This window comes from Rhodococcus sp. NJ-530 (assembly GCF_003860625.1).
In the GTDB taxonomy this organism is placed as follows: Bacteria; Actinomycetota; Actinomycetes; order Mycobacteriales; family Mycobacteriaceae; genus Rhodococcus_F; species Rhodococcus_F qingshengii.
This window is the reverse complement of record NZ_CP034152.1, coordinates 6,035,630-6,062,328: the sequence shown is the minus strand read 5'-3', so window position 1 is coordinate 6,062,328 and position 26,699 is coordinate 6,035,630. Positions and strand designations below refer to the sequence as shown.

Annotated in this window: 24 protein-coding genes and 1 pseudogene; 9 read left to right on the top strand and 16 right to left on the bottom strand. The window is 62.6% G+C overall.

The features are described from left to right. Positions 1–5 precede the first annotated feature (5 nt). Positions 6–671, top strand: coding sequence for a YoaK family protein (locus EHW12_RS28305; protein ID WP_047272319.1), 666 nt, complete (start codon positions 6–8; stop codon positions 669–671). 38 nt (positions 672–709) lie between these two features. Continuing rightward, the gene (locus EHW12_RS28300; RefSeq protein WP_064113578.1) at positions 710–2,335 is read left to right on the top strand and encodes a sodium:proton antiporter; all 1,626 of its coding nucleotides are present in this window, start codon (positions 710–712) and stop codon (positions 2,333–2,335) included. Here the strand turns inward: EHW12_RS28300 and EHW12_RS28295 are convergent, their stop codons facing one another. Beyond that, the gene (locus EHW12_RS28295) at positions 2,336–2,773 is read right to left on the bottom strand and encodes a DUF2867 domain-containing protein (RefSeq protein ID WP_064443560.1); all 438 of its coding nucleotides are present in this window, start codon (positions 2,771–2,773) and stop codon (positions 2,336–2,338) included. A 53-nt stretch (positions 2,774–2,826) separates the two neighbouring features. Here EHW12_RS28295 and EHW12_RS28290 point away from each other — a divergent pair, with 53 nt between their 5' ends. Together EHW12_RS28290 and EHW12_RS35955 are read left to right on the top strand one after the other, a co-directional pair. Beyond that, a complete protein-coding gene (locus EHW12_RS28290) occupies positions 2,827–3,399 on the top strand; it encodes a TetR/AcrR family transcriptional regulator (protein WP_030536196.1) in 573 nt (190 codons plus the stop codon). A gap of 179 nt (positions 3,400–3,578) precedes the next feature. Further along, a complete protein-coding gene (locus EHW12_RS35955; protein WP_003943237.1) occupies positions 3,579–3,707 on the top strand; it encodes a hypothetical protein in 129 nt (42 codons plus the stop codon). Between the two features lie 61 nt (positions 3,708–3,768). Here EHW12_RS35955 and EHW12_RS28285 read toward each other — a convergent pair whose 3' ends face one another. Further along, positions 3,769–4,653 carry an NAD(P)H-binding protein gene (locus EHW12_RS28285; RefSeq protein WP_064443562.1) on the bottom strand — a complete coding sequence of 295 codons (885 nt, stop codon included), beginning with the start codon at positions 4,651–4,653 and terminating at the stop codon, positions 3,769–3,771. 56 nt (positions 4,654–4,709) lie between these two features. On the opposite strand from EHW12_RS28285, the gene EHW12_RS28280 reads away from it, so the two are divergent. Next, positions 4,710–5,036 (top strand): helix-turn-helix domain-containing protein, encoded by a 327-nt coding sequence (locus EHW12_RS28280; RefSeq protein WP_019745900.1) that lies wholly within the window; start codon positions 4,710–4,712, stop codon positions 5,034–5,036. 8 nt (positions 5,037–5,044) lie between these two features. Here EHW12_RS28280 and EHW12_RS28275 read toward each other — a convergent pair whose 3' ends face one another. From EHW12_RS28275 to EHW12_RS28250, 7 genes and pseudogenes are all read right to left on the bottom strand, one after another. After that, on the bottom strand, positions 5,045–6,106 hold the full coding sequence (locus EHW12_RS28275; protein ID WP_125052326.1) for an alpha/beta hydrolase: 1,062 nt from the start codon (positions 6,104–6,106) through the stop codon (positions 5,045–5,047). A 97-nt stretch (positions 6,107–6,203) separates the two neighbouring features. After that, on the bottom strand, positions 6,204–6,857 hold the full coding sequence (locus tag EHW12_RS35950) for a cellulase family glycosylhydrolase (protein ID WP_277426213.1): 654 nt from the start codon (positions 6,855–6,857) through the stop codon (positions 6,204–6,206). A 44-nt stretch (positions 6,858–6,901) separates the two neighbouring features. Beyond that, positions 6,902–7,543, bottom strand: a pseudogene (locus tag EHW12_RS35945) (cellulase family glycosylhydrolase); the annotation flags it as partial. A 194-nt stretch (positions 7,544–7,737) separates the two neighbouring features. Further along, entirely contained in the window at positions 7,738–9,861 is a 2,124-nt protein-coding gene (locus EHW12_RS28265) for a phospholipase C, phosphocholine-specific (protein ID WP_125052324.1), read from the bottom strand. Between the two features lie 104 nt (positions 9,862–9,965). Beyond that, positions 9,966–11,711, bottom strand: a complete 1,746-nt coding sequence (locus tag EHW12_RS28260) for an Ig-like domain-containing protein (RefSeq protein WP_207624044.1) — start codon at positions 11,709–11,711, stop codon at positions 9,966–9,968. 29 nt (positions 11,712–11,740) lie between these two features. Further along, complete coding sequence (locus EHW12_RS28255) at positions 11,741–12,883, bottom strand: Ig-like domain-containing protein (RefSeq protein ID WP_030536192.1); 1,143 nt, start codon at positions 12,881–12,883, stop codon at positions 11,741–11,743. 269 nt (positions 12,884–13,152) lie between these two features. Continuing rightward, positions 13,153–15,090, bottom strand: a complete 1,938-nt coding sequence (locus EHW12_RS28250; protein ID WP_125052322.1) for an O-acetyl-ADP-ribose deacetylase — start codon at positions 15,088–15,090, stop codon at positions 13,153–13,155. A 78-nt stretch (positions 15,091–15,168) separates the two neighbouring features. On the opposite strand from EHW12_RS28250, the gene EHW12_RS28245 reads away from it, so the two are divergent. From EHW12_RS28245 to EHW12_RS28235, 3 genes are all read left to right on the top strand, one after another. Beyond that, positions 15,169–15,849 (top strand): NUDIX hydrolase, encoded by a 681-nt coding sequence (locus tag EHW12_RS28245; protein ID WP_003943269.1) that lies wholly within the window; start codon positions 15,169–15,171, stop codon positions 15,847–15,849. Between the two features lie 61 nt (positions 15,850–15,910). Continuing rightward, on the top strand, positions 15,911–17,035 hold the full coding sequence (locus EHW12_RS28240; protein WP_125052320.1) for a dihydrodipicolinate reductase: 1,125 nt from the start codon (positions 15,911–15,913) through the stop codon (positions 17,033–17,035). Beyond that, positions 17,032–17,511 carry a carboxymuconolactone decarboxylase family protein gene (locus EHW12_RS28235; RefSeq protein ID WP_125052318.1) on the top strand — a complete coding sequence of 160 codons (480 nt, stop codon included), beginning with the start codon at positions 17,032–17,034 and terminating at the stop codon, positions 17,509–17,511. The genes EHW12_RS28240 and EHW12_RS28235 overlap by 4 nt, the downstream gene beginning before the upstream one ends. Before the next feature lies 1 nt (position 17,512). Here EHW12_RS28235 and EHW12_RS28230 read toward each other — a convergent pair whose 3' ends face one another. The 6 genes from EHW12_RS28230 to EHW12_RS28205 are packed head-to-tail and all read right to left on the bottom strand — an operon-like array spanning position 17,513 to position 25,290. Further along, positions 17,513–18,301, bottom strand: coding sequence for an SDR family NAD(P)-dependent oxidoreductase (locus tag EHW12_RS28230; RefSeq protein ID WP_030536188.1), 789 nt, complete (start codon positions 18,299–18,301; stop codon positions 17,513–17,515). Next, positions 18,291–20,036 carry a hypothetical protein gene (locus EHW12_RS28225; protein ID WP_125052316.1) on the bottom strand — a complete coding sequence of 582 codons (1,746 nt, stop codon included), beginning with the start codon at positions 20,034–20,036 and terminating at the stop codon, positions 18,291–18,293. Before EHW12_RS28225 ends, EHW12_RS28230 begins: the two co-directional genes overlap by 11 nt. Beyond that, positions 20,033–21,694, bottom strand: a complete 1,662-nt coding sequence (locus EHW12_RS28220) for a class I adenylate-forming enzyme family protein (protein ID WP_125052314.1) — start codon at positions 21,692–21,694, stop codon at positions 20,033–20,035. Before EHW12_RS28220 ends, EHW12_RS28225 begins: the two co-directional genes overlap by 4 nt. A 19-nt stretch (positions 21,695–21,713) precedes the next feature. Further along, positions 21,714–22,754 (bottom strand): NAD(P)-dependent alcohol dehydrogenase, encoded by a 1,041-nt coding sequence (locus EHW12_RS28215; protein ID WP_125052312.1) that lies wholly within the window; start codon positions 22,752–22,754, stop codon positions 21,714–21,716. Beyond that, positions 22,751–23,905 (bottom strand): serine hydrolase domain-containing protein, encoded by a 1,155-nt coding sequence (locus tag EHW12_RS28210; RefSeq protein WP_125052310.1) that lies wholly within the window; start codon positions 23,903–23,905, stop codon positions 22,751–22,753. Before EHW12_RS28210 ends, EHW12_RS28215 begins: the two co-directional genes overlap by 4 nt. Continuing rightward, a complete protein-coding gene (locus EHW12_RS28205) occupies positions 23,902–25,290 on the bottom strand; it encodes an NAD(P)-binding domain-containing protein (RefSeq protein WP_206434793.1) in 1,389 nt (462 codons plus the stop codon). Before EHW12_RS28205 ends, EHW12_RS28210 begins: the two co-directional genes overlap by 4 nt. Before the next feature lie 167 nt (positions 25,291–25,457). On the opposite strand from EHW12_RS28205, the gene EHW12_RS28200 reads away from it, so the two are divergent. Then, a complete protein-coding gene (locus EHW12_RS28200; RefSeq protein WP_125052306.1) occupies positions 25,458–26,114 on the top strand; it encodes a TetR/AcrR family transcriptional regulator in 657 nt (218 codons plus the stop codon). A 3-nt stretch (positions 26,115–26,117) separates the two neighbouring features. Here EHW12_RS28200 and EHW12_RS28195 read toward each other — a convergent pair whose 3' ends face one another. Then, entirely contained in the window at positions 26,118–26,690 is a 573-nt protein-coding gene (locus EHW12_RS28195; RefSeq protein WP_054825073.1) for a TetR/AcrR family transcriptional regulator, read from the bottom strand. Positions 26,691–26,699 lie beyond the last annotated feature (9 nt).

The following is a 26,699-nucleotide window of genomic DNA, read 5'->3' as shown; positions in this document are numbered from 1 at the left end:
GTCGGGTGACGGGATACAGCAGGTCGCTGATCGGCCTGGCGACAGCGCTCGCCGGGTTGGCCGGTTACGTCGACGCGCTCGGATTCATCACGCTCGGTGGGCCTTTCGTTTCGTTCATGAGCGGCAACATGACGCAGGCGAGCGTCGCATTTGCCGACGGGGTGTGGTCGACCGCGAGAGTTGCCGGCGGAATCATCGTGCTCTTCCTCCTGGGAATCGCGCTGGGAACCGTCGTCACCCACTTCACGGAGCGCTATTCGGTCCGGGCTCGCAAGGTCACGGTGCTCGCGGTTGTAGCCGGGCTGCTGTCCATCGGTTCGGTGATGAGCAGCCTCGACGTCACCCCCGGCGCGATCTCGGCGATGGCCTTGGCGATGGGAGCCGTCAACTCGGTGTTCCAGCGCGACGGCGAGGTGACGATCGGTGTCACGTACATGACCGGTGCGCTGGTCAAGATGGGCCAGCGTCTGACCGGAGCCTTTCTGGGTGGCCCGAAGTGGGCGTGGCTGCAGCACTTCGGGATGTGCGCGGGGTTGATCGCGGGCGCGGTGGTCGGTGCGCTCGTTCATCGGTGGATCGGTCTTCACGCTCTGTGGCCCGCATCGGCGTTCACGGTTGTTCTGATCGCCGTCGCGTGGCGGGTCTCGCCCCCGTCTCCGGCAAAGGTGTAGAAAGAGCCAGACACAAATCCGGGGTACAGGGGGAAGCAGTGGATGCTCTGATCATTGTGGTGCTCGGACTGCTCGGAATCGTCGCGGCCTCGACGCTCGGAGCGCGGATCGGAGTCGCAGCACCGTTGATTCTGGTGATGGCCGGGATCGTTGTCAGCCTCTTACCATTTGTCCCAGCAGTGGACATCGACCCGGAATGGATTCTGGCAGGCGTGCTTCCGCCACTGCTGTACTCCGCCTCGGTCTCGATGCCGTCGATGGAGTTTCGGCGTGAGTTCGGTGCCATCGGTGGGCTTTCCGTTCTGCTCGTGGTCGTGAGTGCGCTTGTTCTCGGTGTGTTCTTCTCCTGGGTGATACCAGGACTCGGTATCTGGTGGGGCATTGCACTCGGTGCGATCGTGAGCCCGACGGATGCCGTCGCGACGTCCATCGTCAAGAAACTCCCGGTCTCGCCGCGGGTGGTGTCGATCCTCGAAGGCGAAAGCCTGCTCAACGACGCCACCGCTCTGGTTCTGTTGCGTACTGCCATCGCCGGGGCCGCCGCATCGGTGTCGCTGTGGAGTGTGTTGGGCAAGTTCGCTTTTGCCGTCGTCGTGGCCGCGGTCATCGGAGTTGTCGTCGGCAAGGTCAACCTGATGGTTCGCGCCCGTGTCACCGATTCGACGGTCAACACGGTCATCTCGTTCACGGTGCCGTTTCTGGCGGCGATCCCCGCCGAAGAGTTGGGTGCGTCAGGATTGGTTGCTGCAGTCGTGGCCGGGCTCGTCACCGGCTACGACGCTCCTCGGAAGCTGTCACCGCGACACCGGTTGTCCGACTCCCAGAACTGGCGCACAGTCGAATTGGTCCTCGAAGGTGCGATCTTCCTGGTGATGGGCCTCGAACTCTCGTCGATAGTCGACGATGTCCGGGTCGACCACGAGGGCATATCCACGGCGGTCTTCGTGGCGGCGGGTGCACTGTTCCTCACGATCTTGGTGCGGGCTCTGTACGTGGCCCCGCTCCTGCGAGCGCTCCAAGCGCGGGCGAATTTTCGTGAACGCATGAAACCCAGACTCTCCGACATCGCGAATCGCCTCGACAATCCCGAGGATTACCCGCCAGACGAACGACGCAGCAGGCGCCGGGCACCTTCGGCGAATCAGATGGAAAGGTTCAAGGTTCGGGTTCGGCGGACGGTTGCCGATATCGACTACTACCTTGCTGCGCCGTTGGGATGGCGTGAAGGCACGATCGTCATCTGGGCCGGCATGCGCGGGGCGGTCACTCTGGCTGCAGCGCAGACTCTGCCGGAAGACACCCCGAGTCGATCGCTCCTGATCTTGGTTGCGTTCCTGGTGGCAGCAGGCTCGTTGATCCTTCAGGGAGGAACGTTGAGGCGCGTCGTAGTGGCGACCGGTCCGGCAGCGCAGGACCTCACCGAATCCGAACTAGACGAGCATCGCAGGTTGCTCGACCTCCTCGAAGATGCTGCTGCGAGTGTCGTTCCGCCAGAGGGTCGGTCGAAGAAGAGGATCCGCCTCGACGTGATCGACGCGCAGCGTCAGGCACTGCTCGACGCACGTGACGATGGCGTGTTCGACGCACGGATGCTCGGATCGGCACTTGCCGCGCTGGATGCCGATCAGATCAGCCTCGAACTCAAGGGCGGTCCGGACGGTTGATCACGTGCACAGTCTCTTTCGAGCGGACGTCATCATTGCCCGCGTGATCACGCCGTGCAGTACCTGAACGGGTGCGAAGTAGATTCGGCCCGCGCGGTTCTTCAGCTCCACGGCGGTGACGACGTGCAGGAGGCCGGCGTCGTTGTCGGCCTGAACCGAGGCGACGAATCGTAGGTGTTTCTCGTCCGCTTCGATGAGGGCCTCGCCGTCGGCGATCTTGTCGACGGCAAAGGTGTCGGGGCGTCCCTTGGCGATGCCGAGCAGTCCGACTATCCGCTCCCTGAGCCAGAACATCGCGAGGACGGGTGCGGGGACATTCCTGACGTCGAAGACTGCCTGCGTCCACTCCTCGGATGTATGGGTCGGAACAGACGGGATGGTGATCGTGGTGGCTTCTGCCCAGTCCGGTGCAGGCATTGCCTTGAAAGCGAGTGTCATTTCGTCCTCCGTACGGTGCCGTATGGAACTTACCCACACGGTACCGTACGGAGGTGACGAATGCCCGCGCCCGACTCTCTCGCGACCAGTGGATCGATGCAGCTTTCCAGGCTCTGACAAGCCATGGGCCTGATGCAGTTGCAGTGGAAAAGGTGGCGCGCACGCTCGGATCGACCAAGGGTTCCTTTTATTGGCACTTCGCCAACCGCGACGAATTGCTGCAAGCTGCGCTCGGCCGGTGGGAAGTTTTGGCAACCGAGAGACTGATCTCCTCCGTCGAGTCCTCTGGTGAACCGGCGGAGGTGAGGTTGCGTCGTCTGGTGGATTCGGTCACGACCGGATTGGCCGGTCGCCGTGCGGAGTTGGAACTGCTTGCCGGGATCGGCCATCCTTTGGTTTCGGCGGCGGTTCGACGTGTCACCGAGCGTCGAGTTACGTACATCGTGACGTTGTTGGTCGATCTGGGGATGGGCAGGCAGAAAGCGGAACATCGTGGCGTACTTGCCTATTCGATGTACCTGGGGCAGATGCAATTGGTACACAGTGCGCCCGATGTGGTTCCTGGCAGCGGTGCGGACGCTCAGGCGCTCGCCGACGAGTTCGTGAACATGGTTCTGGCCAGGTAAGTCCGCCGTCGAACGCAGCGTGATCTGCGCATCACCCTGCGCTTTCAGGTGAGGGACCACACATTGCGCGTAACCCATAGTTACAGATACTTTGAGGTCAGCTGAAGTGGGGTGCCGGATATGTCGACATTTCCCGGAGGCGCAAAACCGTTTCACGACAGGAAGAAAGGTGACTCACCATGAGCGTTGTGCTTATTTCGTTGCTGGTCGCCGCTGGACTCACCGTGCTGGCCACCAGTGACGGTGCCGGTCTGGACTTCGGGAGTCGGCAGCTGAACCGCCAGTTGAAGACCCGCACGCACCGGTAACCCCGGAAATCGGCCGGCTCCACGCGATACTTCGCGGAGCCGGCCGATTGCGTTGCTCCGGTCAGTTCACTCCGAGATCTACCAGCCAGGCCCGGGTGCTGCGGGCGACGATGCCCAAGGCAACGGCAGAACCCGTCGCGGAGTCGAACGCGACGCTGTCGGCAGATTCGAGTCCCGTGTAGAGCTGGGAAACCCCGGCTGCTGCGCCCCCTCCGATGATCGGCGCAATCGACGCACCGAAGGCATCGGGCGTCACGGCTTCGAAAGTTACCGCGCGCGAGAAGTGTTCGGCGAATGCCTCGGCGAGTTCGATGCCGGTGATCGCCGGAATCTGTCCGATGTCGACCGCGTCCGGTGCTACGTCGAGAGTCAGGGCCGCAACGGCTGCATCAGCGACGTCGAGATGTGAACTCCATGCGACCGCGAGATCGGCACGCAGTGGGTAACGCAGGACCCCTTCGTCTTTCACCCCCGACAGCACGGTGGGCAGAAGAAGATTCTCGAGGAACAAACGCGGGGTCAGGACGGTCACCGCGATACCTTCGGCGTGGAGTCCGTCGACGAGCTCGGAGAGAACGGGTGTGTTGGGACCGGCAAGCGGCGAAGTAGCGTCGCGGGTCACCGTGCCGCTGGTAGAGATCACGAACCGCGAAGGACGTGTCACTCTTGCTGCTGCCAGAACATTGTGGGCGTAACCAGCTAGCGTCTCGGTGTCACCGGCGAGTGGCAGGTGGAAGAACACCCCGTCTACCCCGCGATAAGCATCGGCGAGAGAGTCGGCTGACGCATTGTCCGCGACGACGGTGTTCGCACCCTCGAACGTCTGGTCAGGGTTGCGGGTGATTGCTCGGACTTCGGCACCTGTAGATCCGGCGAGAGCCGCGACCAATCCCGCGAGAACGGGAGAACCCTGTGCGCCGGTGGCGCCATGCACTGTGTAAGTCATGACGCCTATAGTTCAGATTGGGAACCAGTTACTTCAAGTGAACTAATGGGGAATCGATGAGTGAATCAGGTCACGTGCTTCCGGAGTGCGGCGTCGCGCGCTTTCTGCTGGTTCTGGACGGACCGTGGGCAACGCTGATCGTTCGTGAGCTCACGCACGGCCCGATGCGCTTCACGGAACTACGACGCGCATTGCCCGGCATCAGTCCCAGGACACTTTCCGCCAGGCTCAAGCGATTCGAGGAGTTCGATCTGGTGACCCGGACTGCCTACGCCGAGGTGCCGCCGCGAGTGGAGTACGAACTCACCGCGACGGGGATGGAACTGCGCTCCGTGCTCGAAGCGATGGTCGAGTGGGCGGATCTGGCACTCCCCGTTTCGTGACCCTGCCCTCAGTGCGGGCCCGAAAGTCCAACCCGCAGAGCGCCGCAGGCCTCGAACATCGCATCTTGACCGGTATGGCCGACACCGGTGGTGTTGACGAAGGCATGGATCAATCCACTGTGACGCCTGAGTGCAACCGGGACTCCGGCCTCTCGCAGCCGGTTCGCGTATTCCTCACCCTCGTCGCGTAGTGGGTCGAAACCGGCGACGGCAACGTACGCGGACGGTAGGCCGGCCAGGTCCGGAGTGAGCAGCGGTGAGACTCGCGGGTCGAGAGCCGAAGCGCCGCCCGACAGGTAATGGGCTGCATACCAGTCGAGTTGGGCGTCGGTGAGAAAGAAGTCGGTGCCGAACATCTTGTGCGAAGGGCGCTTCGACGAAAGGTCCACCCAGGGGAAGAAGAGCAGTTGGAATACTGGTTTGACGTCGTCTTCGGTCGTGGACTGCGCGACGACGGCAGCCAAGTTCCCACCCGCGCTGTCTCCGCCTACCGCAATGGATTTCGGATCTGCACCCAGCTCTGTGGCATGCTCGACGCAGTACCGGAATGCGGCGACGGCGTCATCGACCCCGGCGGGGAACGGGAACTCCGGTGCTAACCGGTAGTCCACCGACAACACACTGACCTCGCCGTGGCGGGCCAGGAAGCGGCACACACTGTCGCCGCTCTCGAGGCTGCCGAGGACGAACCCGCCGCCGTGGAAGTACACCAAAAGTGGAGCGGGCGTTGAGACTCCGGCCGGGCGATACAGCCGAGCCGGAATCGCGTGATCCCCGGCCGGGATCTCGAGGTCACGTACCGTCTCGATGTCGATGGGCGTACCGCCGAACAGTCGCGATTCGGCGTCGATCTGAGCCCGTCCCTCTTCGACCGGAAGATGCTCGAAGCTCGTACCTTCGACCGCTGAGAGCAATCTCAGCGCAAGCTGGATCTCGGGGTGCAGAGTCTGCCCGTCGATCTCCTTCGGCTTGCCACCGAGAATGCGCTGCGCGCCGGTCGGTAAGGCGCCGACGACATCGAGCACCACCCGCGCAAAACGATCTTGGACAGACATCTTCTCCGTGGACATACTCGCCTTCCGTCGGCCGATCACCCGTCGCTTGTACGTTACGAAAGAACTGGACAAATATCCAGGAATCTCGACGCTCGCGATCAGCTTGCCGGCGTCACCGTGACTGTGACGGGGCCCGCGTCGTCCGCGGTTTCCACTGTGAGAAGACGGCTTTGGGGTTCCAGTTCACGATGTCGGCGCCCGCGACGTCGACGCCGCCGGGAAAGCCGCTTTCGGGTAGGTAGATCTCGGTCGGTGCCGTCACTGCGGGGTTCGGGGTGAACGTCAGCTGAAGGCGGTCAACGGTCGAGGACCATTCGGTGGGTGTGCCCGCGACGGCTCGCGGATATGGCTTGTTCAGGGTGTCGACGAGGAGTGTCTGCGATCCGTCCGGCAGGTACGGGCCCCAAGGACCTGGATCACTGGACCAGTAGGAGACACCCGCACCGAGTTCTCGGGCGGTCGTGTAGACGCGGTCGATGTAGTCGGTTGCGCCGGGCAGTGTTGTGTCGAGCCCGAATTCGCCGAGAATGATCGGAACGCCGCCGAGTACGTTGCCTGCGATGTGTTCGACGCTGTCGCGCCAGGTGTCGATGGTCGCGTCGGTGAGTGTGCGTGAGAGGCCGGAGTATCCGTCACCGAGGTCGAGGGGCAGCGGGTACAGGTGTGGGCAGTAGGCGATTCGCTGTTCGCCGGCTCGTGGGTCGTTGATCTTCGTGAGCCCGCTGGGACACCTTGGTTGACGCCGACGGCCTGCGGGGCCACACACACCCAGCTGTCCTGATCAACTTCCCTGATGGCGTTGGTGGTTCGCTGATACAGGGCAGCGAGGGGCCCACCTTCGAAGGCGGGGCCTTGGAGGGAACCGCCCCACGGCTCGTTCATCAGGTCGTATGCCACGACGGTGTCATTGCCTGCAAAACGTTCGGCCACCGCCTGCCAGGCGTTCGCGTAGTGCTCGACCAGTTCGGGATGTTGGCCGGTGGTGTTCCAGAAGTTGTCGAATGCACGCATCACACCGGGTTGGACGTAGTACAGCTCCCAGCGGTCTTGAGGGGTGACCGGAAGGCCGTCCATGTAGGTCGCCCAGGCCGGCGCGCCGTTGCCGATGTTGCCGGCGCCGTTGCCGCTGTTGCCCTCTGGTGTGATCGCGCCGGAGTAGACGTCCTGATGCATGTCGAGCATGACCTTGTAGCCGCGCTCGGCGTACCAGCTGACCCGGTCCTCGACGCGGTCCAGATATTCCTGGTCGTACTGTCCCGGCGCTGGCTCCACCGAACGCCAGGAGATCAAGAAACGCACGAAATTTGTTCCCATGTCGGCATGTTCGCGCTCGAGATCGGCTTCGGTGAACTTCGGCATGCCGTCGGGTGCGCTCTTTGCGCTCGACGCCGTGTTGAACCCTCGCAGGATCAGGGAGCGCCCGGCGTCGTCGGTCAGGTACGACGGTGGCACCGACGTGCCATCGGCGCTCCCCGACGTGGGCAGGCTGCCCTGAGCCGCGGCAATTCCGCCGCCCAGTATCAGTGAGCCCGCGACTATCAGTGCTGAGAGCGGGATACGACGCACGGAAACTCCTTCTGGGTGTGTGGATGGATTGACTTGTCCGAATGGGGATTCGGCCCTGGGCTTGAACGCTCGGTGTCGATTCACGTCGGTTGGCTTACACTGGTCCGCCCGTTTTCGATGTGTCCGACGAGCACGCGCTTGAATTCAGGATCTTCGTCGACCGTCACGATGGCCTGATACCAGCCGTCCACCGACGCCACCGCCCACCGGCCGCGTGCGCCGGCAGCGAGCTTCCGTCGGTCTCCGTCGACGTCGACGGAGAGTGCATGACTTCCGGAATTGTTCGCGGTCAGTACAAGCGCGCGCGTCCCTGCGTCGATGGTTGTCGAGACGTCGAGCGAGGCTGCCGCACTGTCTGTAGCTCCACTGAACTCGCGCCTGAAACCATTGGGACCCAACAGGGTCAGGCTGTAGACGCGATCACTGAGCGCAACGGTGTCATCGACCTCGCCCAGGAGGTCGTAATGCCGTGGCTCGTCGAACTCACCTGCGTACGGGTACAAGGCCAGGTGAGTTGATGCGGCACCGGCATTGACCAGATGGACCGTCAACGAGCCGGTTTCCGGGTTCACCGTCGTGTAGGCGTCGGGCTGATAGGGAAGGGCCCGTGCTGGTCGAGTGCCGCTTTCCTGCAGGGGCATTCTCTGTTCGGTGGGAGGTGTTGGCGTCCATCGCGGTTCCAGCGGCGGTGTGGGTTGCGGGCGCGCCAACGTCGGCCGGCTACGCGGGTTGGCGAAGTCGAACGCCGACGTCAGGTCGCCACTCACCGTGCGTCGCCACGGGTCGATTTCCGGTTGCGTGATTCCGAACCGCGTCTCCAGGAACTGCGTGACGGACGTGTGGTCGAATACTTGTGAACAAACGAAACCGCCAACAGTCCACGGCGAGATAATCGTCATCGGCACCCGCGGGCCGAGACCGAGCGGCTGATTGCCGACCCATTCGGCTTCGACCGAGCGCGGCGGTCGAGGTGGCGGTACATGGTCGAAGTACCCGTCGTTCTCGTCGAAGTTGACGATCACGGCCGTCTTCGCCCACAGATCCGGATCGGACGCGATGGCGTCGAGTACTTGATAGAGCAGTGTTGCGCTCGCCGCAGGTGACGAACCCGATGGATGCTCCGAATCCACCTCGGACGGAACGAGATAACTGACTTGCGGCAGTCGGCCCGACTCGACGTCCTTCCTGAACTCGGCGGCCAGTGTGCCGGGCCGGGATCGGTACAGTGCGCGATCGTAGAGTTGGCGATCAGCAGGCGACAGTTGGTCTGCAGCATTCTCGAGGGCCAGTACCGCTGCGTCCTGGACCGGCGCCGGCATCGACGGCAGGGCGAGATAGAACCCGGCCAAGGTCTGCAGTTCGTAGGGGAGCAGGCTTGGCCGACCAAGCAGTCCTGCCGCCACTTTCTTGAAGGCAGTGAAGTATTCGAGGTTGTTGTCTCCGAAGTTGTCCCACTCCTGGTAGGTCTTCCAGGAAATGCCGGCGGACTGCAACCGCTCGGGAACCGTCGTCCATCCGTAGCCGGCGTGCCAGGGGTTATAGGCCGCATTGGTTACAGCTCTTCCCTCGGGGCCGGGCGGATCCGAAGGCAGGACCGACTCGGTCGGATTAGGCGAAAGTGGCTCGTATCCGGTGTATCCAGAGACCCAATAGTTCCGGTTGGGGCTCGTCGATGTCGGTACGGAGCAGTGGTAGGCGTCGCAGATCGTGAACGCGTCCGCCAGTTCGTAATGGAACGGGATGTCTTGCCGGTCGTAGTACGCCATTGTCGTACTGGTTTTTGCCGCGATCCAACCGTCGTGCCAGCCGTCGGCGAGTGCGGCATGTCCGCCCGCCCAGCTGTGGTCGAGTCCGGCCACGTTCTGGGTGTCCATGCGTTGCGCCGCAGCGGAATCGCGGATGGGGAAGGGGAGCACAGGACCGGTAGGACCGGGTTGTTCGAAGACGCTGTGGCCGCCGCGCAGACGCAGCGCATTCGGATCCCCGAATCCGCGAACACCCCTCAGTGCGCCGTAGTAGTGATCGAAAGATCGGTTCTCCTGCATGACGAGGACAACATGCTCGATCGAATCGAGCCCGCCGGAGTTGACGGGTGTCGCCAGTACACGCTGAAGCGACGGCGGGAGAAGGGAAGTAGCGGCGACTGCAGTTGCACCGACCCCGGCGGCGAGAAACGACCGTCGAGAAAGAGAATTCCTGGACACTTGTGCTCCATCGATAAATCAATCAGTTCTATGACCACGGCCGCAACAGGCTGCTGCCGCTGCTCCGAATCGGTGCAGCGGCAACAGCGTCGAGAAGAATTCGATCAGGAACCGAAGAGACCGCCCAGTGAACCGAGGCTGCCCGAACCGCCGTTCCCGCCGTCGTCAGGCGCAGCAGAAACCTTGACGACGGATTCGTCCGACGCGGACTGTGTGAATCCACTTCGCCCGGCGTATGACGCCTTGATCCGATGATCGCCCGTCGATGCGAAAGTGTGCGTCAGTCGCGCCACTCCATCGACTCCGACGACAACGGGCTGTCCGATGGGTTGGTCGCCGTCGTAGAACTGAACCGAGCCCCCGCCGGGGTTGGGGGTGACCGTCGCGGACAGTTCTGCCGCGACATTCTGCTTGGTCGTCGCGGGAGCTGCCAGTGAGGTCGAGGTGGTGACATCGGACGGTGCGGGATCAGACACGGTGACCGTTTGAGCGGATGCCATCGACGGCATGAATCCTGTTGCGCCGGAGTAGTAGGCCGAGACGGCATGAGATCCAGCCGAGGTGAAGGCATGTTCCAGAGTGGCTTTGCCGTCAGCGCCCACCGGGATCGGAGCGCCGATATCTGCAGCGCCGTCCTTGAACTGGAGAGTGCCACCGGCGGGTGTCGGCGTGACCTGCGCCCTCAGCGACACCGATATGCCCGTCTTCGCATCGGTAGGAACGTTCACGGCAGTGTCGGTCTGCTTGACGACAGGTGCGGCAGTCACCGTGACCATTGCCTCGGTCGAGTTGGAACTCTGGAATCCGTTGACTCCCTGGAACGTTGCGGAGACCCGCGCGGTTCCGGCGGTGAAGAAGGTATGCGGTAGCCGGGCAGTGCCGTCGGCGCCCGGAGTGACCGGTGTACCGACGTCGGCGCCGTCCACCCTGAACTGCACGTTTCCGTTGACCGGAGCCGGATCCACCTTTGCGACAAGCTCGGTCGGTGTGCTGGCTTGGATCGAGCCGGGCATCTGGATTGTGGTGGTTGTCGGTTGGCTGACGTAGATGGTGGTCAGGGCCTGCCCACCGGCGTTGAGGCCGGAGTTCCTGTTGTCCCGCGGGGAGCAGTTGTAGCGCTCCCAGTAGTTGACTGTGAAGACATCCTTTTCGCGCTGGACGAATGTGAGCGCATTTCGGTCGTCGTCGTAGTTGGCGGAACCGGGATCGGAAACCCTCAGCGAAGGCTTGATCTCGGTACCGGCCGCACCAGCTTTGACCGTGACGTCGACTGCGGGGAGTCGGAACTTGGTGTTGGCACCGACGATGATGCCGTCACTCGATCGAACTGCGGAGGACGGACCGTTTCCGGTGGTTCGATTCGATCCGGAGATACGCAGGTGCGTACCGGATGCCGATGGATTACCGCCGTCGTCGATCCGTGTGACTGTCGGAGTGGCACTGTCGGATCCGAGGCCGTACGCACTGTCCGCCACAAGCTGGGAACTCACGAATTCGACGCCGGACGGGATGTCGAAGTCGTACTTGATCCGGGCCCAATGCACGACTCCACGGCTGGCATGGCCGCCGCTGTTTGTCTTCATCTCGTTCGGCTGCACGCGGTAGGTGACGGTCTCACCTGGTGCCGCGGTGGTCGGCGCGGTGATGGTGACTCCCGAGCCGAGTGTCTCGTTGAACGTGATCGGGCTTGCCACACCGTCCATCTCGCGCACATGGCATGCAGTTGTGAAGGCCACGCTCTTGGTCTCGGGGGCAGCAGAGGCGATCCCGCCGCCGACGATGGAGAACAAGCCGCCGGCCAGTACCGAGACGGTTGCAATCGCAGAGCCGCGTAGGAGTTTCGAGTTCATCGTCGAATCCTGGTTTCTGTTCACAGTTTTCACGACCCGAATCCGGGGGTACCAAGGCTGCCGAGGCTACCGGTGCCAGGCTCGGGCTCGGACGGTTCGACGACGTTGATCGTCACGGCGCCCGACATCGACTCCATGAAACCGGCCGATCCCGTGTAGTACGCCGTGATGTTGTGGTCGCCCGCTGTTGTCATCGTGCGGTTGGCCTTCGCGACGCCGTTGACGACGGCCACCGGAGCGCCGAGGTCAACCCCTCCGTCGCGGAACTGCACTGTTCCTCCCGACGGCCACGGAGTGACCGTTGCCGTCAACTCCACGGAGTCACCGACGACAGCTTTACCGGGTGCGTCGATTCGCGTCTGTGTCTGAGCGAGGCTGGAGTCGACGTTGATCACGGCGAGCGGCCGGCCGCCGGCGTTCAATCCGGCCGAACGATTGTCGCGTGGTGAGCAATTGGTGGTCAGCCAGTATTTGACGCCGCCGAGCAGGGTCTCCTGCTGCAGGAAGGTCAGGTAGTTGGCGGCACTGTCGTAGGAACCCGAGTTGGAGTCGGACACGCGCAGCATGGGCTTGATCTGGGTTCCCACAGCCCCTGACGTGACGGTGACGTCGACTGCCGGGAGCTGGAACGTCTTTCCTCCACCGACCTCGATTCCGCCGCCGCCGTTGTCGTCGGTGTTGGGTCCGTTGCCCGCCGTGATGTTGTTGCCGGAGATACGAAGATGCGTCCCATTCGGATCGGGTGAACCGGCATCGTTCACCCGCGTGATCGTCGGGGCGACCCCACCCAGATTCGAGCTGGTGCCGGCCACGATCTGCGCCCCCACGTAGGAGGTGCCTGCGGGGATGTCGAAATCGAACTTGAGACGCGTCCAGTTCACGACGGACCTGAGGTCGTAACCGTCCTTGGGGACCGTCATCGGCTTGGGCGCGAGGCGGTATGTGAAGGTGGAGTTCGGCGGGACCACGGCCGGCGCACTGATCGTGACGCCGGAATCACGCGTCTCGTTGTGCGTGATCGGTCCGGGGAACTGCCACCCGTGGCACGATGCCGTGAACGGAAGGTCCACATCAGCGGCGGACGAGACTCCGGCTCCGCCGATCACGAGGGCAACGCATCCGGTCAACGACGCGGCCACCCCCACTCCTCGGCGCATCAACGTCGACACCATTCACATTCTCCTTGAGTAGCGCTCGACAAGATCGAGCTCTCGGCTTGAAGCCGGGTCCGGGAACCGGCCTCGAGCTGACAGAGAATCGAATACGTCTCGTCGTTTGCTCACCACCAGCTCAAACCCTGGAGAGGAGTAGAACACAGAGCGAGCCGCAGAATATGCGATTCGGACAAATTGTTGGACAAACGTCCAACCGGTGAAATTTCTCCACTTCTCCGACCGCTCTGCAGTGCTTTAACGTGGCGTGAAGTGGGCCCGGTAAACGGTCAGGCGATCGCGCGGCGCATCAGGTCTGCCGTCTCCTTGTTGAATGCGACCAGTGTGACCGTCTCGACCTCGGTCTTCGCCGCGCGAATCGCTGAAACGGCCTGTCGGACGGCATCTTCCTTCGGCCAGCCGTAGACCCCTGCTGAGATCAACGGAAAGGCGACGGTACGGGCGCCGATCGAGTCGGCCACGGCGAGGCTGCGGGTGTACGCCGACCGAAGCAGACCGGAACGGTCCTCGGAGCGCGAATACCTCGGGCCGACGGTGTGAATCACGGCCTTGGCGTGCAGCTTTCCGGCGGTGGTGGCTACGGCCGCACCCACCGGCAGGCCGTCGGGAAGGCTGGTGTTGCGCAATACCTCGCAAGCCTTCAGGATCTCCGGTCCCCCGGCACGGTGGATCGCGCCGTCGACACCGCCGCCGCCGAGGAGCCTGGAGTTGGCCGCATTGACGATGGCGTCGACGGTCAGCGTCGTGATGTCACCTTCGACGACTGTAATAGCGGGCATGGATCCTCCTGTGTATCCGACGGCTGTGTGTCCGACGGACGCGTTTCCGACTGCCGTGTTCCAGAGTTCACGCTTCGGGCGAGCCCACGGCATAGCCGAGCGTACGTCGTAGGGGTCACGTCCGATCAACATCGAGTATCGCGCTGCAACCGACGGCGTGCGACTGTGCGCCTGAACGCAATGGAGGAGTACGCGCTTTCCCTCGGCCCGCAACGCCTGGACGGTGCGCGCTGCGTCGTCGAGAACGAACTCGAGGTTGGCGTTGGAATCGTGACCGTCGTCGACCAACCAGAACTCGACGTGATCAGGAGCGACCTGTCGTGTTCCCATGCGGCACAGGCTGACCACGGCGTCGTAGTCTGCAGTGGACACCGCATCGACGCCGCCGAGCATGACGCCGTCGTCGTGCGGGTGCGTCGTCAGGTGGTGGGTTCCGCGAAACCTCGAGTAGTCGAGTTCTGCCGTCGACGGCCATCCGTTCTTGTCGTCGGTACCGCCGCGAGCGGTCTTTATTGCCAGGCGAATCAGATCGGAGGAACGGTATCCCGGCCAGCCATGCATGATTCGGCGCCAACGGGCGGGAACCGCCGACGCTCCCCAGCGGGCGCCAAGGAGGCCACCCGCGATGGCCGCCGTCGTGTCGGTGTCCCCGCCGGCTCTTACTGCTGCTTCCAATGCGTACTGGAGGTGGCGAGCATCGCCATTGTCCGTGGAAGTGATTGCCCACCAAGCAGTTTGAAGTGCATGCACCACCCAACCGTTCTTGGAGAAGTCCTGCGGGTTCCCGGTTTCGGCCTGATCGAGCAGCGGGCCCCAGTATTCGGCGACGTCCTGATCGGCAACGGAGAGGAAGCCGCGAACACCGTCGAAGTTGCCGGCGACAACGGCATGGCGGATGGCATGGGTCCACAACTCGCACGCCTGTCCGGCACGCGGGTCGTCGTGCGTGAGTGAACTGATCCGGTGCGCTGCCGACCTGGCACCTTCTGCATCGTCCAAGTAGGAGAGGGCGACGGGAGCAGTCCGCATGAGCGAGCCGTTGCCGGCCTTGCGGCCGCTGATCGCCCGCGCACGATCCGCCATCGCCGCTGCGCTTTCGGAGCGGACGGACAACACTGCTCGCGTCTGGTTGCCGATGTCCGCGGGCTTCGAGTCGTACCACCGGATGAACTGTGCTGCAATGGCATCGAGACCGTCAGCGCTTCCGATGTCGATTCCGGTAGCGGCCACCTCGGCGATCGCAACTGCCATCGAGGTGTCGTCGGTCCACTCTCCCGGCGCCCAGTCGAACGGGCCGCCACCGATCATGTCGATCGTGACCTCGGCCTTCGGGTAGGTGAATTCGTAGCCGGCGCCGAGTGCGTCTCCTGCTGCGGTGCCGAGCAGAACGCCGGCCGCTCGATCGGACTGCTGTGCGGTGAGTTTCATAGCCACCTCTTCGGTTCGCGATGATCGTTTGATCAACTTTGCGCTAACCATAGATTATGTTTGAGATAACATGCAAGGGTGAATAAATGGACAGACACGAGCGGCAAGGGATTGACGGACTATCCGCGTCCGTCTGTGGCAGTGGACGTCGCGGTGCTGACGTACAGCGGTGGATCTCTGAAAGTTCTGGTGGTTCGGCACCGTCTCGGTGCGCTGGCGCTACCGGGAACATTTCTGCACGAACGCGAATTGCTCACGGCCGCAGCCGATCGTGCCCTGTCGGTCAAGGCAGAGTTGGCCCAGACGAGCTTCCACCAGTTGGCGATCTTCGACCGACCGGACCGCGACGACCGTGGATGGGTTTTGTCGGTCGCACACACGGCTTGCCTACCGGAATCGGCACTGCCCGATTCGGCGCTTCTCGTCGATGTGTACGACGACGAGGCAGTGAGCGGACTAGCATTCGATCACGCCGACATGGTGCGACTCGCGGTCACGGACCTACGCACGAGGTATGCGTCGTACGTGGATCCGGACGGATTGTCGGGCGGGACGTTCACCGTCGCCGAACTTCGGGGACTCTACGAGGTGATCTTCGATCGTCCGTTCCAGAAGGACAGCTTCCGCCGGCAGGTGTTCGACGCGCTCGAAAGTACCGGCGAGATGAGCAGACCAGGTAACGGCCGACCCGCCGAGACGTACCGGAGGCGGGGTGACGGCGCACTGACTGCGCAGGCAATGGCATTTTTGACCGGATGAAGTGAAACGAATTCTTGCAGTTCTGCTGACCTGACGCGCTGAGCTGGGTAATGTCCGATTGATGGGTGCAGTTTCGAATGAAGCCGAGTCCAAGATTCCGACTGTCGTGTGGGGTACCGGCAACGTCGGGCGTGCATCGATTCGCGCTGTGACAGCCAATCCGGCCCTCGAACTTGTCGGCGTCATCGTTGCGAACCCCGAGAAGGTCGGGCGAGACGCCGGTGACCTCGCCGATCTGGGAGTGCACCTGGGCGTCGCGGCTACCGACGACGCCGATGTCGTGCTCGCAGCGTCTCCCGGCGCGGTGGTCTACGCGGCGTCCGGCGACATTCGGCCCGACGACGCGGTTGCCGACATCACGCGGGCACTGGCCGCCGGAGCTGTGGTGGTCACGCCGTCCGTATATGCGCTGTACGACCCGAAATCTGCGCCTCCCGAACTTCGTGATCCCGTCGAAGCTGCTGCTAAGGCGGGCGGCGGCGCTCTGTTCGTCTCCGGTATCGACCCAGGCTGGGGCAACGACATCCTGCCGATTCTCGTCAGCGGGCTCGCGGGGACAATCGACCAGATCCGGTGTCAGGAAATCTTCGACTACACGACCTACGAACAGCCGGATTCTGTCCGCTACCTGATCGGGATGGGTCAGCCGATGGACTACGAACCTCCCATGGTCGCGCCGACCGTACCCACCATGGTCTGGGGCGGGCAGATTCGGCTCATCGCGCGGGCACTCGGGGTGGAACTCGACGAGATCCGCGAGACCTTGCTGCGCCGCCCGCTCGAGGAAACCGTGTCGACCGAACATATGGGGGAGTTCGCGGTCGGCACCCAAGGCGCACTGCGATTCGAGGTTCAGGGAATCGTCGGCGGGGAACCCCTGATCGTGATCGAACACGTCACGCGTATTCATCCGTCCTGTGCCCGCGACTGGCCGTTCCCGCCAGACGGAGGCGACGGCGCGCACAAGGTGATCGTCGAAGGACGACCACGAATCGAGATCAACGTCGAAGCCACCGATGAAGGTGGAAACCGCGCGGCCGGTGGAAATGCCACGGCCGTAGGACGTCTCGTCAACGCAATTCCCTGGCTACGTCAGGCTGAACCCGGTCTCTACGACGCGCTGGACGTTCCGCTCACACCCGGCGTCGGCAAGTTCGGTGCCCGAAACTCGGAGGTACTCACATGAATATCGACATACCCGAAGGCAAGAATCCGATCGGCTACGTGTGGGGAGAGATGGTCCCCGGCATCGGACCCGCGGCCGCCGGGTTCTCCCAAAAGGTCTACACAGACGGAACTCTCGGCCTCCGTGAGTTCGAGGCGGCCAGGCTCCGGATCGCTCAGATCAACGGGTGCATCTTCTGTCAGGACTGGCGCACCGAGCGTGACGGCGAGACTGTGGAGTCGACGTTCGATCAGTCTGTCACCGACTGGCGCATCACCGATGCCTTCGACGACAGGACGCGCCTCGCTGCCGAATACGCCGAGAGATACGCCCTCGACCACCACGGACTCGACGACGAGTTCTGGGAACGTATGACCGCTCACTATTCCCAGCGAGAAATCGTCGAGTTGAGCATGTGCCTCGGATCGTGGTTGGCCTTCGGCCGGCTCAACCACGTCCTCGGCCTCGATACTCAATGTGTGTTGCCCGGTAACTGAACTAGTTGCCCAGCGTCGTCAGATCCGGGTAGTTCGAGACCTCCCAGCCGCCGTCGACGACCAGACTGGTTCCGGTGATGTACGAGGCGTCGTCGCTGGCGAGATAGAGGCAGGGGCCCGCGATCTCGTCGGGAGTTGCCGCTCGGGACATGGGGATTCGGCTGAGAAACATGTCGCGGGCGGGTTCGTAGTTCATGACCGGCGCGACCAGTGGCGTGTCGACCAGGCCGGGTAGAACTGCGTTGACCCGGATCCCCGACGCAGCCAGTTCGATCGCGGCATTCTTGCTGAACATCTCGACTCCGGCTTTGCCTGTCGCGTATGCGCTCCCGTAGGGGCTCGGCACGTGCGCGTTCAATGAGGACACGTTGACTATCGCACCACCGCGACCGTGCTCTCGGATATGCCGCGCTTCATGTTTGGTGCAGAGGAAGACGCCCTTCTGCACCAGGTCGATGGTGAAGTCCCAGTCGGCCTCGTCGAGGTCGACGATCTGCCCCACCCTCGACGCACCGGCAACGTTGAAAGCCAGATCGATACCGCCGAATTCCGCCGCCGCCGCGGCAAGGGCCTCGGCAACATCGGATTCCTTGGTGACGTCAGTGGGAACGGCGAGGAAGGCCCCGCCGTGCTGGGAGGCTATCTCTTTCAAACCCTCTGCAGCGATGTCGATTCCAGCTACCTGTGCGCCTTCGTCGATAAGCCTTAGTGCGATGGCTGCACCGATACCTGATGCTGCTCCAGTGACGACTGCTGTTTTCCCGGCAAATCTGGACGTGTTAATGGGCACCTGCTTTCAAGAACTTTCCGGTTCGGCGGTTGCCGAGAACGGGTGCTGCTTCTCCGTCGCCGAAGACGTACTCGCCGCCGACGAACACTGCGGTGACGGTCTGGTCGTTGCGATTGACCATGCGGGAGAGGTTGTCGTACTCCACAACCGGGCTTTCCGCATAAGTGTCGAGCGAATCGTCGAGATGAGCGAGATCGATCACAACCAGGTCGGCGCGATCACCTAATCGAAGGTGTCCGGCATCGATGTCGTACCACTCGGCGAGTTCACCGGTGAGACGATGCACCGCTGCCTCGACGGTCATGAACGGACGGCCGACCTTTTGGGCATCGTAGACACGTCGTAGTAGGCGTAAGCCGAAGTTGTAGAACGCCATGTTGCGCAAATGCGCTCCGGCGTCGGAGAACCCGAGTTGGACGCCATTGTCCTGGGCGAACTTGTCCAGAACCTCCGGCCGGTGGTTCGAGATGGTTGTGCGCCAACGCACTTTCGTGCCGTGTTCGAGGACCAGATCCAGGAATGCATCGACAGGGTGGAGGCCGCCACGTTCGACGCCGACCTGCCCGAAGCTCTTGCCGACCAGGGATTCGTCGGGGCAGGAGACGATCTCGGCGTCGAAGAAATCGCGATGCCAAACTTTGACACCGAACTTCTGGTCGTAGTCCTTGCGGAATTGTCGACGGTAATCCTCGCTCTGCATGAGGACGTTGCGTTCCATCTCGTCGGTCAGATGCAGTGCTGCAGCGCCGGATCCGAACTCCTCGAAGACAACCAGGTCGATGCCGTCGGCATATACCTCGAAGGGAACTGGCAGGTGCTGCCAGCGCAGGTCGCCGCCGAGTTGATTGACCAAGTGTGCCAGTGGGCCGAGTATCACCACGGCCAACTTGTTGGACTTGATGTCGGCCGCCGAAAGCATGCTCGTCTTGAGTCGCTTACGCCAGATACCCGCGCTGGAGAACGCCATCGCTCCGGTACTCATCGGGTTGGAGAGGTCAGGTCCGGCCTGAAATACCCGTCCCCGACGGCGCAGGATCGCATTGAGTCGGCGTCGTTCTTTCGTGGTTGCATACGTCGACGGCAGCGTGCGTGAGCGGCAGGTCTCGCCGTCGAGTTTGTCGAACAACAATTGCTGACTGGACATCCCGACGAATCCTGCGTCGAGAGCTTCGGTCAACTGTGCTTCCATCGACGCGAGTTCGGCGTCTGTGGGATGGACGTCCTTCCTGGTAGCACGATCCAGTCCCATCTCGGCGGCCCGCATATCGGAGTGTCCGATGAAGGCTGCAACGTTGGGACCTAGCGGAAGCGCCTCTAGTGCAGCAACATACTCGCTCGCAGAGTTCCAGGTCTTGGCACGGTTGAGTGCGTCGACGACGTGCTTACGCGGAATTGCCTCTACTCTGCCGAAGAGATCACCCGCGTCGGAGGGGCTGGCGTGAATGGTGGACAGGGAACACGATCCGACAAAGATCGACGTGACCCCGTGTCTGAGCGATTCGCTCAGTGTCGGGCCTTCGAGGATCTCGACGTCGTAGTGGGTGTGGATGTCCACGATGCCCGGGATCACCCACTTGCGCCTGGCGTCGATGACACGGGGACAGTCGGTTTCGTCGAGTGGATCGAGGGAGATGGCAGTAACCAACCCATCGCGGATACCCAGATTGCGGACAGCTGGTTTGGCCCCGGTGCCGTCGAACCACAGACCGTTGTTGATCACGGCGTCGTAGGTCATGAGAGAACCACCTTTGCACGTATCGTTTTTCCGGTTGCATTGCGGGGCAGAGGAGTTGTGCTCAGTTTCCACTTCACCGGCACCTTGAAGTAAGCCAGTCGTTCGGCGACGTAGTCGCGTAGTTCTTCTTCGCCGGCGGCTCCCTCACTCCGCAAAACGACGACGGCTGCAACTTCTTGGCCGAGGTCTGCCGAATCAATGCCGATCACAGCGCATTCGAGTACGGCGGGATGCTCGTCGATGGTCTGCTCGATTTCGAGAGGGTAGACGTTCTCGCCGCCGCGCAGGATCAGGTCGGATCGGCGACCCGTCAGGCGGAGTCGGCCGTCCTCGAATACTCCGAAGTCGCCGGTTCGGAGCCATCGATCAGGACCGATAGCGGCTGCAGTCGCGGTCTCGTCGTTCCAGTACCCCAACATCACATAGGCGCTGCGCGCACAGATCTCACCTTCCTCGCCGTCGGGGACTGCAACACCGAAGGGGTCGCGCACCTCCACGCTCACCCCGATGATCGGCCGGCCGAGAGTTCCGGGGAACGCGGCAAGTTCCGGTGGTGTGGCAACTGAAATGCCGGTGGAGGATTCGGTGAGCCCGTAGCTGTCGACCAAGGTGTGCTGCGCAAAAGGCAGTCGTGCGCGCAGTCGGTCCTGCAAGGCCGGAGATGACGGCGCAGACGCGAGCGCCAAGGCGCTCAGTGAGGTCAGGTCGTACTTCTCGAGACTGCCGTACTCGAGGAGACGGGTTGCCATGGTGGGGACCACCGCCCAGTTTGTGACCTTCTCGCGTTCGACGAGGGAAAGGACTTCGTCGACGTCGAAGGCGCCCTGATGGATGACCACCGCTCCGCCCGTCGCGAGTCGTGGGATCGCCAGGTTATGCAGGCTTGCAATGTGAAACAGCGGCGCGGTCAGCAGATACCGCAAGTCACTCGGTCGGCCGTCGCTGGGTTTGCCGGTGAACGCCGCAGCGAGGCGATCGCTGTAGCGGTGGTAGTCGATGACGGCCAACACGTTTCGGTGACTGTGAACAGCCCCCTTGGGGCGGCCGCTGGTTCCGCTCGTGTACAGGATGACGGCCGGATCGTCCTCGTTGACGGAAGTACGGGGCAGTGTCGATCCCGAATACTTCTCCATCAAGGTAGGTAGATCTTCTTCCATCGTGAGTACGGGAACATCGGTGTTCAGTTCGGAAAGAATCTGCGCGCGTTTGGCGTCGGCGATCACCACTGTGGGGGTGGTGTGATCGATGCCGTACGCCACCTCGCGGGCCACCCACCACGAGTTGAATCCGACGGCGATGGCACCGAGGGACTGAGCCGCCCAGAAGGTCATCACCCATTCCGGCGTATTGGCAGCAAGTATGCCGACCCGATCACCCTTGCGGACGCCGTACCGCTCGCGCAGCGCCGTCGCCAATGCTGCTACGGCCTCGCCGTGCTCGAGGTAGCTGAAGCGTCGGTCCTTGGTCACCAGGTAGTCGCGTGATCCGTAGTCGAAGGATGCAGCGAGCACGTCGCCGAGTGCCTTGTCGCGGTTCTTCATGACGGGCATCGAACTGCCCAGTACATCCTCGACTTGCATCTCGAAAGGACCACCGGGGCCGGTCAGCCCGGCCATGACGGACGCGATGAATGCTTGTGTATCAGCGGAAGTAGTCACGTGAAGTGCCTTTCGAAGATTAGGGTACGAGCACTGCGCGTCCGGTGACCTTGCCGTGTTCGAGACGGTCGAGTGCGTCGCGGGCATCAGCGAGGTCGAAGCGGGCTACTTCTACCGTTACCAGACCGGCCTGTGCCAGGGCGATGGAATCGACGAGGTCGTTTCTGGTGCCGCCGTAGGACTTCCGGATCGATGCGCCCCACGGCCAGCCTGGTCCGCCGGCAGCTTCGGCAGTGATTCCGGGGTTTCCGCCTCCGAGGCCCACCATGCGATACGCGCCGTTCGGCGCAACCGCTTGAACGGACATCTGTGCAGTTGCGTCGATACCGACGAAGTCGAAGATGACTTCTGCGCCTCTGGCCGACGTGAGGTCGAGGATGTGCTGCGCGGTGTCCGGTCCCGATTCGAGCGTGATGTCGGCGCCGCAACGTTTGGCGAGATCGAGTTGATCCTGTCCGACATCGACGGCGATGATGCGCACGGCACTGATTGCGCGAAGTATCTGTACTGCAACGTGACCGAGTCCGCCGACGCCGATCACGACGGCGGTGGCACCGGGCTGGAGATGTTCGCGGGCACCGCGAATGGCGTGGTAGCTCGTCAGTGCCGCATCGGCGAGAGGTGCGGCCTGCAGGAAGTCGAGGTCGCCGATGGGTACGAAGGAGTGAGCCGGGATCTTGACGTACTCGGCCATCCCGCCTTCGGGACCGAGTCCGGGGCAGGGCGGCATCGCGGTGCGTCCAGCGGCGAGGCACATATTCTCGTTGCCGCTCATGCATTCTCGGCACTGTCCACATGACCAACAGAGGTAGACGACGCCACGCTCTCCGACGGAACGGCCGTCGACGCCACTCCCGACGGCTTCGATCGTTCCGGCAATTTCGTGGCCGATTGTCAGCGGTTCTTCGCGCATCTTGTACGGAAAGTGCAGGAGATGGAGATCGGAGTGGCAGATTCCCGCTGCGCCCACCCGAATCAGTAGTTCCGACGGGCCGATCTCCGGGACCGGCACGTCGTTGATTTCCAGGAGCCCGGGCCCCATGAGCTGGGCTGCCTTCATGAGCTGACCTCGCTGACCTCGGAGTTGTATGCGGCGCTCAGGTAGGCGTTGCTGCGGTCGGATCCGATCAGACCCGGTGCCATCTTGTTCATGACGTAGGCGAAGGTCATCCGTCGGTCCAGATCGTTGACCAGCATCGAGCCGCCGATACCTGCCCACCAGCAGGTGCGTCCGTCGGGAATCAGTGGCGCGGTAACCGGATGTGGCAGTCCGTAGCCGATGCCGAACTTGAGTGGTGTCATGATCCCGAGATCGATACCGTCGGCTTGGATCTCGAAGATCAGGTCGATGGTGCTCTGCGAGAGCAGCTTCCGGCCGTCGAGCACACCACCGTTCGAGATCAGGGATTGGACCCGAGCGATAGAACGTGCGTTGCCGTGGCCGTTGACTGCGCCGATCTCGGCTTCCCGCCAGGGTGCGGTGTTGACCTCGGGGTAGTCGAGCAGTGGGCAGGTCAGGGTCTTGATGAAGATGCTGTCCTGGTCGAGCGTGGACAGGTCGAACTCCAACGCGGGCGGCGGAACCATGGTGGCGATTCGACCGAAATGCTCTGCGGACGTGCCGATATGGAAGTCGGCTCCCAGTGGACCGGAAAGCTCTTCGGCAAAGAACCTGCCGAGAGTTCGCCCGTCGATGCGACGAATGACCTCACCGACGAGATGGCCGTAGTTGATCGCGTGATAGCCCGACGCCGTACCCGGGGTCCACCAAGGCTTCTGGGTAGCGAGGCGAGCGGTGGACGCCTCGAGGTCGTAGATGTCCGTCAGTTCGATCGGGCGCTCCCAACCGGAGACGCCAGACGTATGCGACAGGAGGTGGCGAACTTCGATGTCTTCCTTACCGTTTGCCGCAAATTCGGGCCAGTAGTGAGCAACTTTCTGGTACACGTCCAATTGGCCGCGTTCGACCAGCAGGAGCGCACACAGGGCCGTCATGGTCTTGGTGATGGAGAACGTGTTGACGATGGTGTCGCTGCCCCATGGAGTGGTACGGGATTCGTCGGCGTACCCGCCCCAGAGATCGACCACGGATTCTCCGTCGACGGTGATGGCAACGGAGCCGCCGAGTTCTTCACCGGATTCGAGTTGAGCCTCGAAGGCGGTGCGGACGGCGTCGAACTCGTTGTCGCAGTGACCGTTCACCAGGCTCATGCGTGATCCGCCTTCTCGAGTTCGTGTGCTGCTGCACGCGCGGCAACAGGTAGCTTGTTTCCGGAGGCCGCAGCACGCTTGGTGCCCTTGGCGATTTCCTTGTTCATGTTGCGGACGTAGGGATCGAACTCGAGCTGAATCGTGTGGCGTGGTGACTTGTAATAGGGGGCGAGGAAGTACGCCTCGTCGGCTTTGGTGATCTCCTGCATCTCGTTCGCGGACGGCAGTTGGTATTTACCGGTGAGGTAGGCCGCGACGAGCTTGCTCTGCTGCTCGGCGAAGTTGACGAGCGTCGGCATCGGCTGCGCGAGTCCCATGAAGAAGAGGTTGTCGATTCCGGGCTTCATCATTCGTTTGAACAGTGGGAATCGGTTGTCTTTGTCCGGCAGCAGATTCGGATCACTGAAGAAGGGGAAGCTGATGTTGTAGCCGGTGGCGCAGATGACCACGTCGACGTCCTCGGCGGTGCCGTCCGCGAAGTGAACCTGCTTTCCGTCGAGTTTGGTGATGGCAGGCTTGAAGGTTATGTCGCCTGACCCGGCGCGTCCGAGGAACTCGCCGCTGGCCGAGGGGTGGGCCTCGAAGGGGCGGTGGTCCGGCTTCGGCAGACCGTAGCCTTCCATCGTTCCCAGATTCTTGCCGAGGAATCGACGACTCAGGAACAGTCGTAGACCACGCGGCATCCAGGGCGGGGTGATCAGTTTGTCGCCGGGTACACCGCCGAGATATTTCGGCAGTACCCAGACTCCACGGCGAGCCGACACGATGAGCTTGTCGGCGAGGTATCTCTGGCCCAGTTCGGAGGCAATATCCAAGCCGGAGTTGCCCATTCCGACCACGACTACCTTTTTGCCGCGCATGTCGACCGGGTCGAACGGGTCGTTGTAGCTGTGGCTGTGCATGAGGACCCCGTCGAACTCACCTGGGTAGTCCGGGATGTTGGGATCCCAATGATGTCCGTTGCAGACCATCAGGACGTCGTAGGTGCGAACTTCGCCGTCCGAGCGCGTGATGGTCCACAGCCCGTCTGTATCACGTTCTGCGGCAACAACACTGGTGTTGAAGATGATCGACTCACGCAGTCCGAAGTGCTCGACGTAGTCCTTGAAGTACTGGAAGAGTTCGGAGTGGTGCGGGAAGTCGGGAAGGTCAGCGGAGACCGGGAAGTCCTCGAATGCCAAGCGCCACTTCGACGTGTCGATGTGCAGGCTCTGGTAGCAGGCCGACATCCCGTTGGGATTCTTGTAGTACCAGTTTCCGCCGACCTCGTCGGACGCTTCGTAGCAGTCGAAGGGTATTCCGAATTCCTTCATTCGCTTGGCCGTCGTGATTCCGGTGGGCCCGGCGCCGATGATGCACACGCTCGGCAAGGGGGAGGGGCTCATTCGCCATCGCTTTCTGTTCTGTCTCGGGCGTGCGCGAAGAAGAATCGAAGCCCGAGAAGTGACTTGAGTCATAGTGCGCCATTCGCTGACGTTGTGTCAATGAATGACGCAATGTTTTTTGATGACGGTGAGTCGGTGATTTGCCAGGAGGTTGAAATGCGAGCAAGGTGGGCGACGTGAGCACGACTACGGACGGCCCGAGGAACAGGCGGGGAACCCTTCGCGACGAGCAGAAACGAGCGACGCGGGCCAAACTCGTGGACGCCGCACGCACTCTGTTCGAGGAACGGGGATACGCGGCTGTCACGGTCGACGACATCGCCTCGGTCGTCGGATGCAGTAGAGCCACGTTCTACGTGCATTTCGCCAGCAAGGTGGAGATGCTCAAGACGATCGGCGCGGCCGGGATGGCGGCGAGTGCGTTCGCTTTCTACATCGATCTCGATCGGGTTCTCGACACGAACTCTCGCGTGGAGTTCACTGCGTGGCTGGAGCGTGCCTTCGACTGGTTCGACGAGAACAAGCGCCTGCTGCCGGCGTGGGACGAGGCCGTGGCACTCGAACCGGAGTTCCGCGAGACAGCGCGAGACGGTATGACCGAACTACCGAATGCCATGCCCAAGTATCTGGGTCGGTGGCCGGTGGAACAGCATGACGAGGCGAGGTTGCGCGTCGAATTGCTTGTGAGTCAGTTGGAGCGATTTTTCACACGCTGGGCCGTGCAGGGGACAATCGATGTGACTCGGATGCAGGCGGCCGAAGTTCTGACCGACATCTGGTTCCCGGCTCTGTCTCCGGAATCGAAGGGCGTCGGCGAGCGGTAGAGGCTAGCTCGGATCGATCTCCACACTGATCGCGCCGGTGAGCAGTTCTCGGGCTCGTTCGATGGGGATCGAGCCGCTCAGCCAGCGTTCGCTCAGACCCTCGACCAGGGCGGTGAGTCGCTCGGCGGCGTCGGCCGGGCTTGCCTTCGGATCAGCGAGCCCGGCATCCTGCGCTTGGCGGATCAAGGATTCGACGTCGTCTGCCCACTCTTGCGTCGTGGTGCTTAGGGGTTCGCGCAGCTCGTCGGCGAAGACTGCGCTTGCCCGGAGTTCACCCCAGGCGATGCTGTTCTCCCGAATCTTCGGGGAATTCTGAAACTCCAGCAGGAGCATCTGCTCGAGCTGCGCACGAGGGTCTGTCTCCGTGAAGGCACTTTCGGTGTACAGCGCGGCGCGATCGTTGATGTGATCGAGGGCCCGGCGCAGCACACCTGCACGGTTCTGGAAGTGGTAGTAGATGAGTGCCGTCGACACTCCGGCCTCGGCAGCGAGCGTCTCCACCCTCAGCCCGCGTACGCCGTGTTGGGCAATGACGCGGACTGCTGCTTCCAAGATTTGCGTTTGGCGGTTCGACACGAGTCCGAA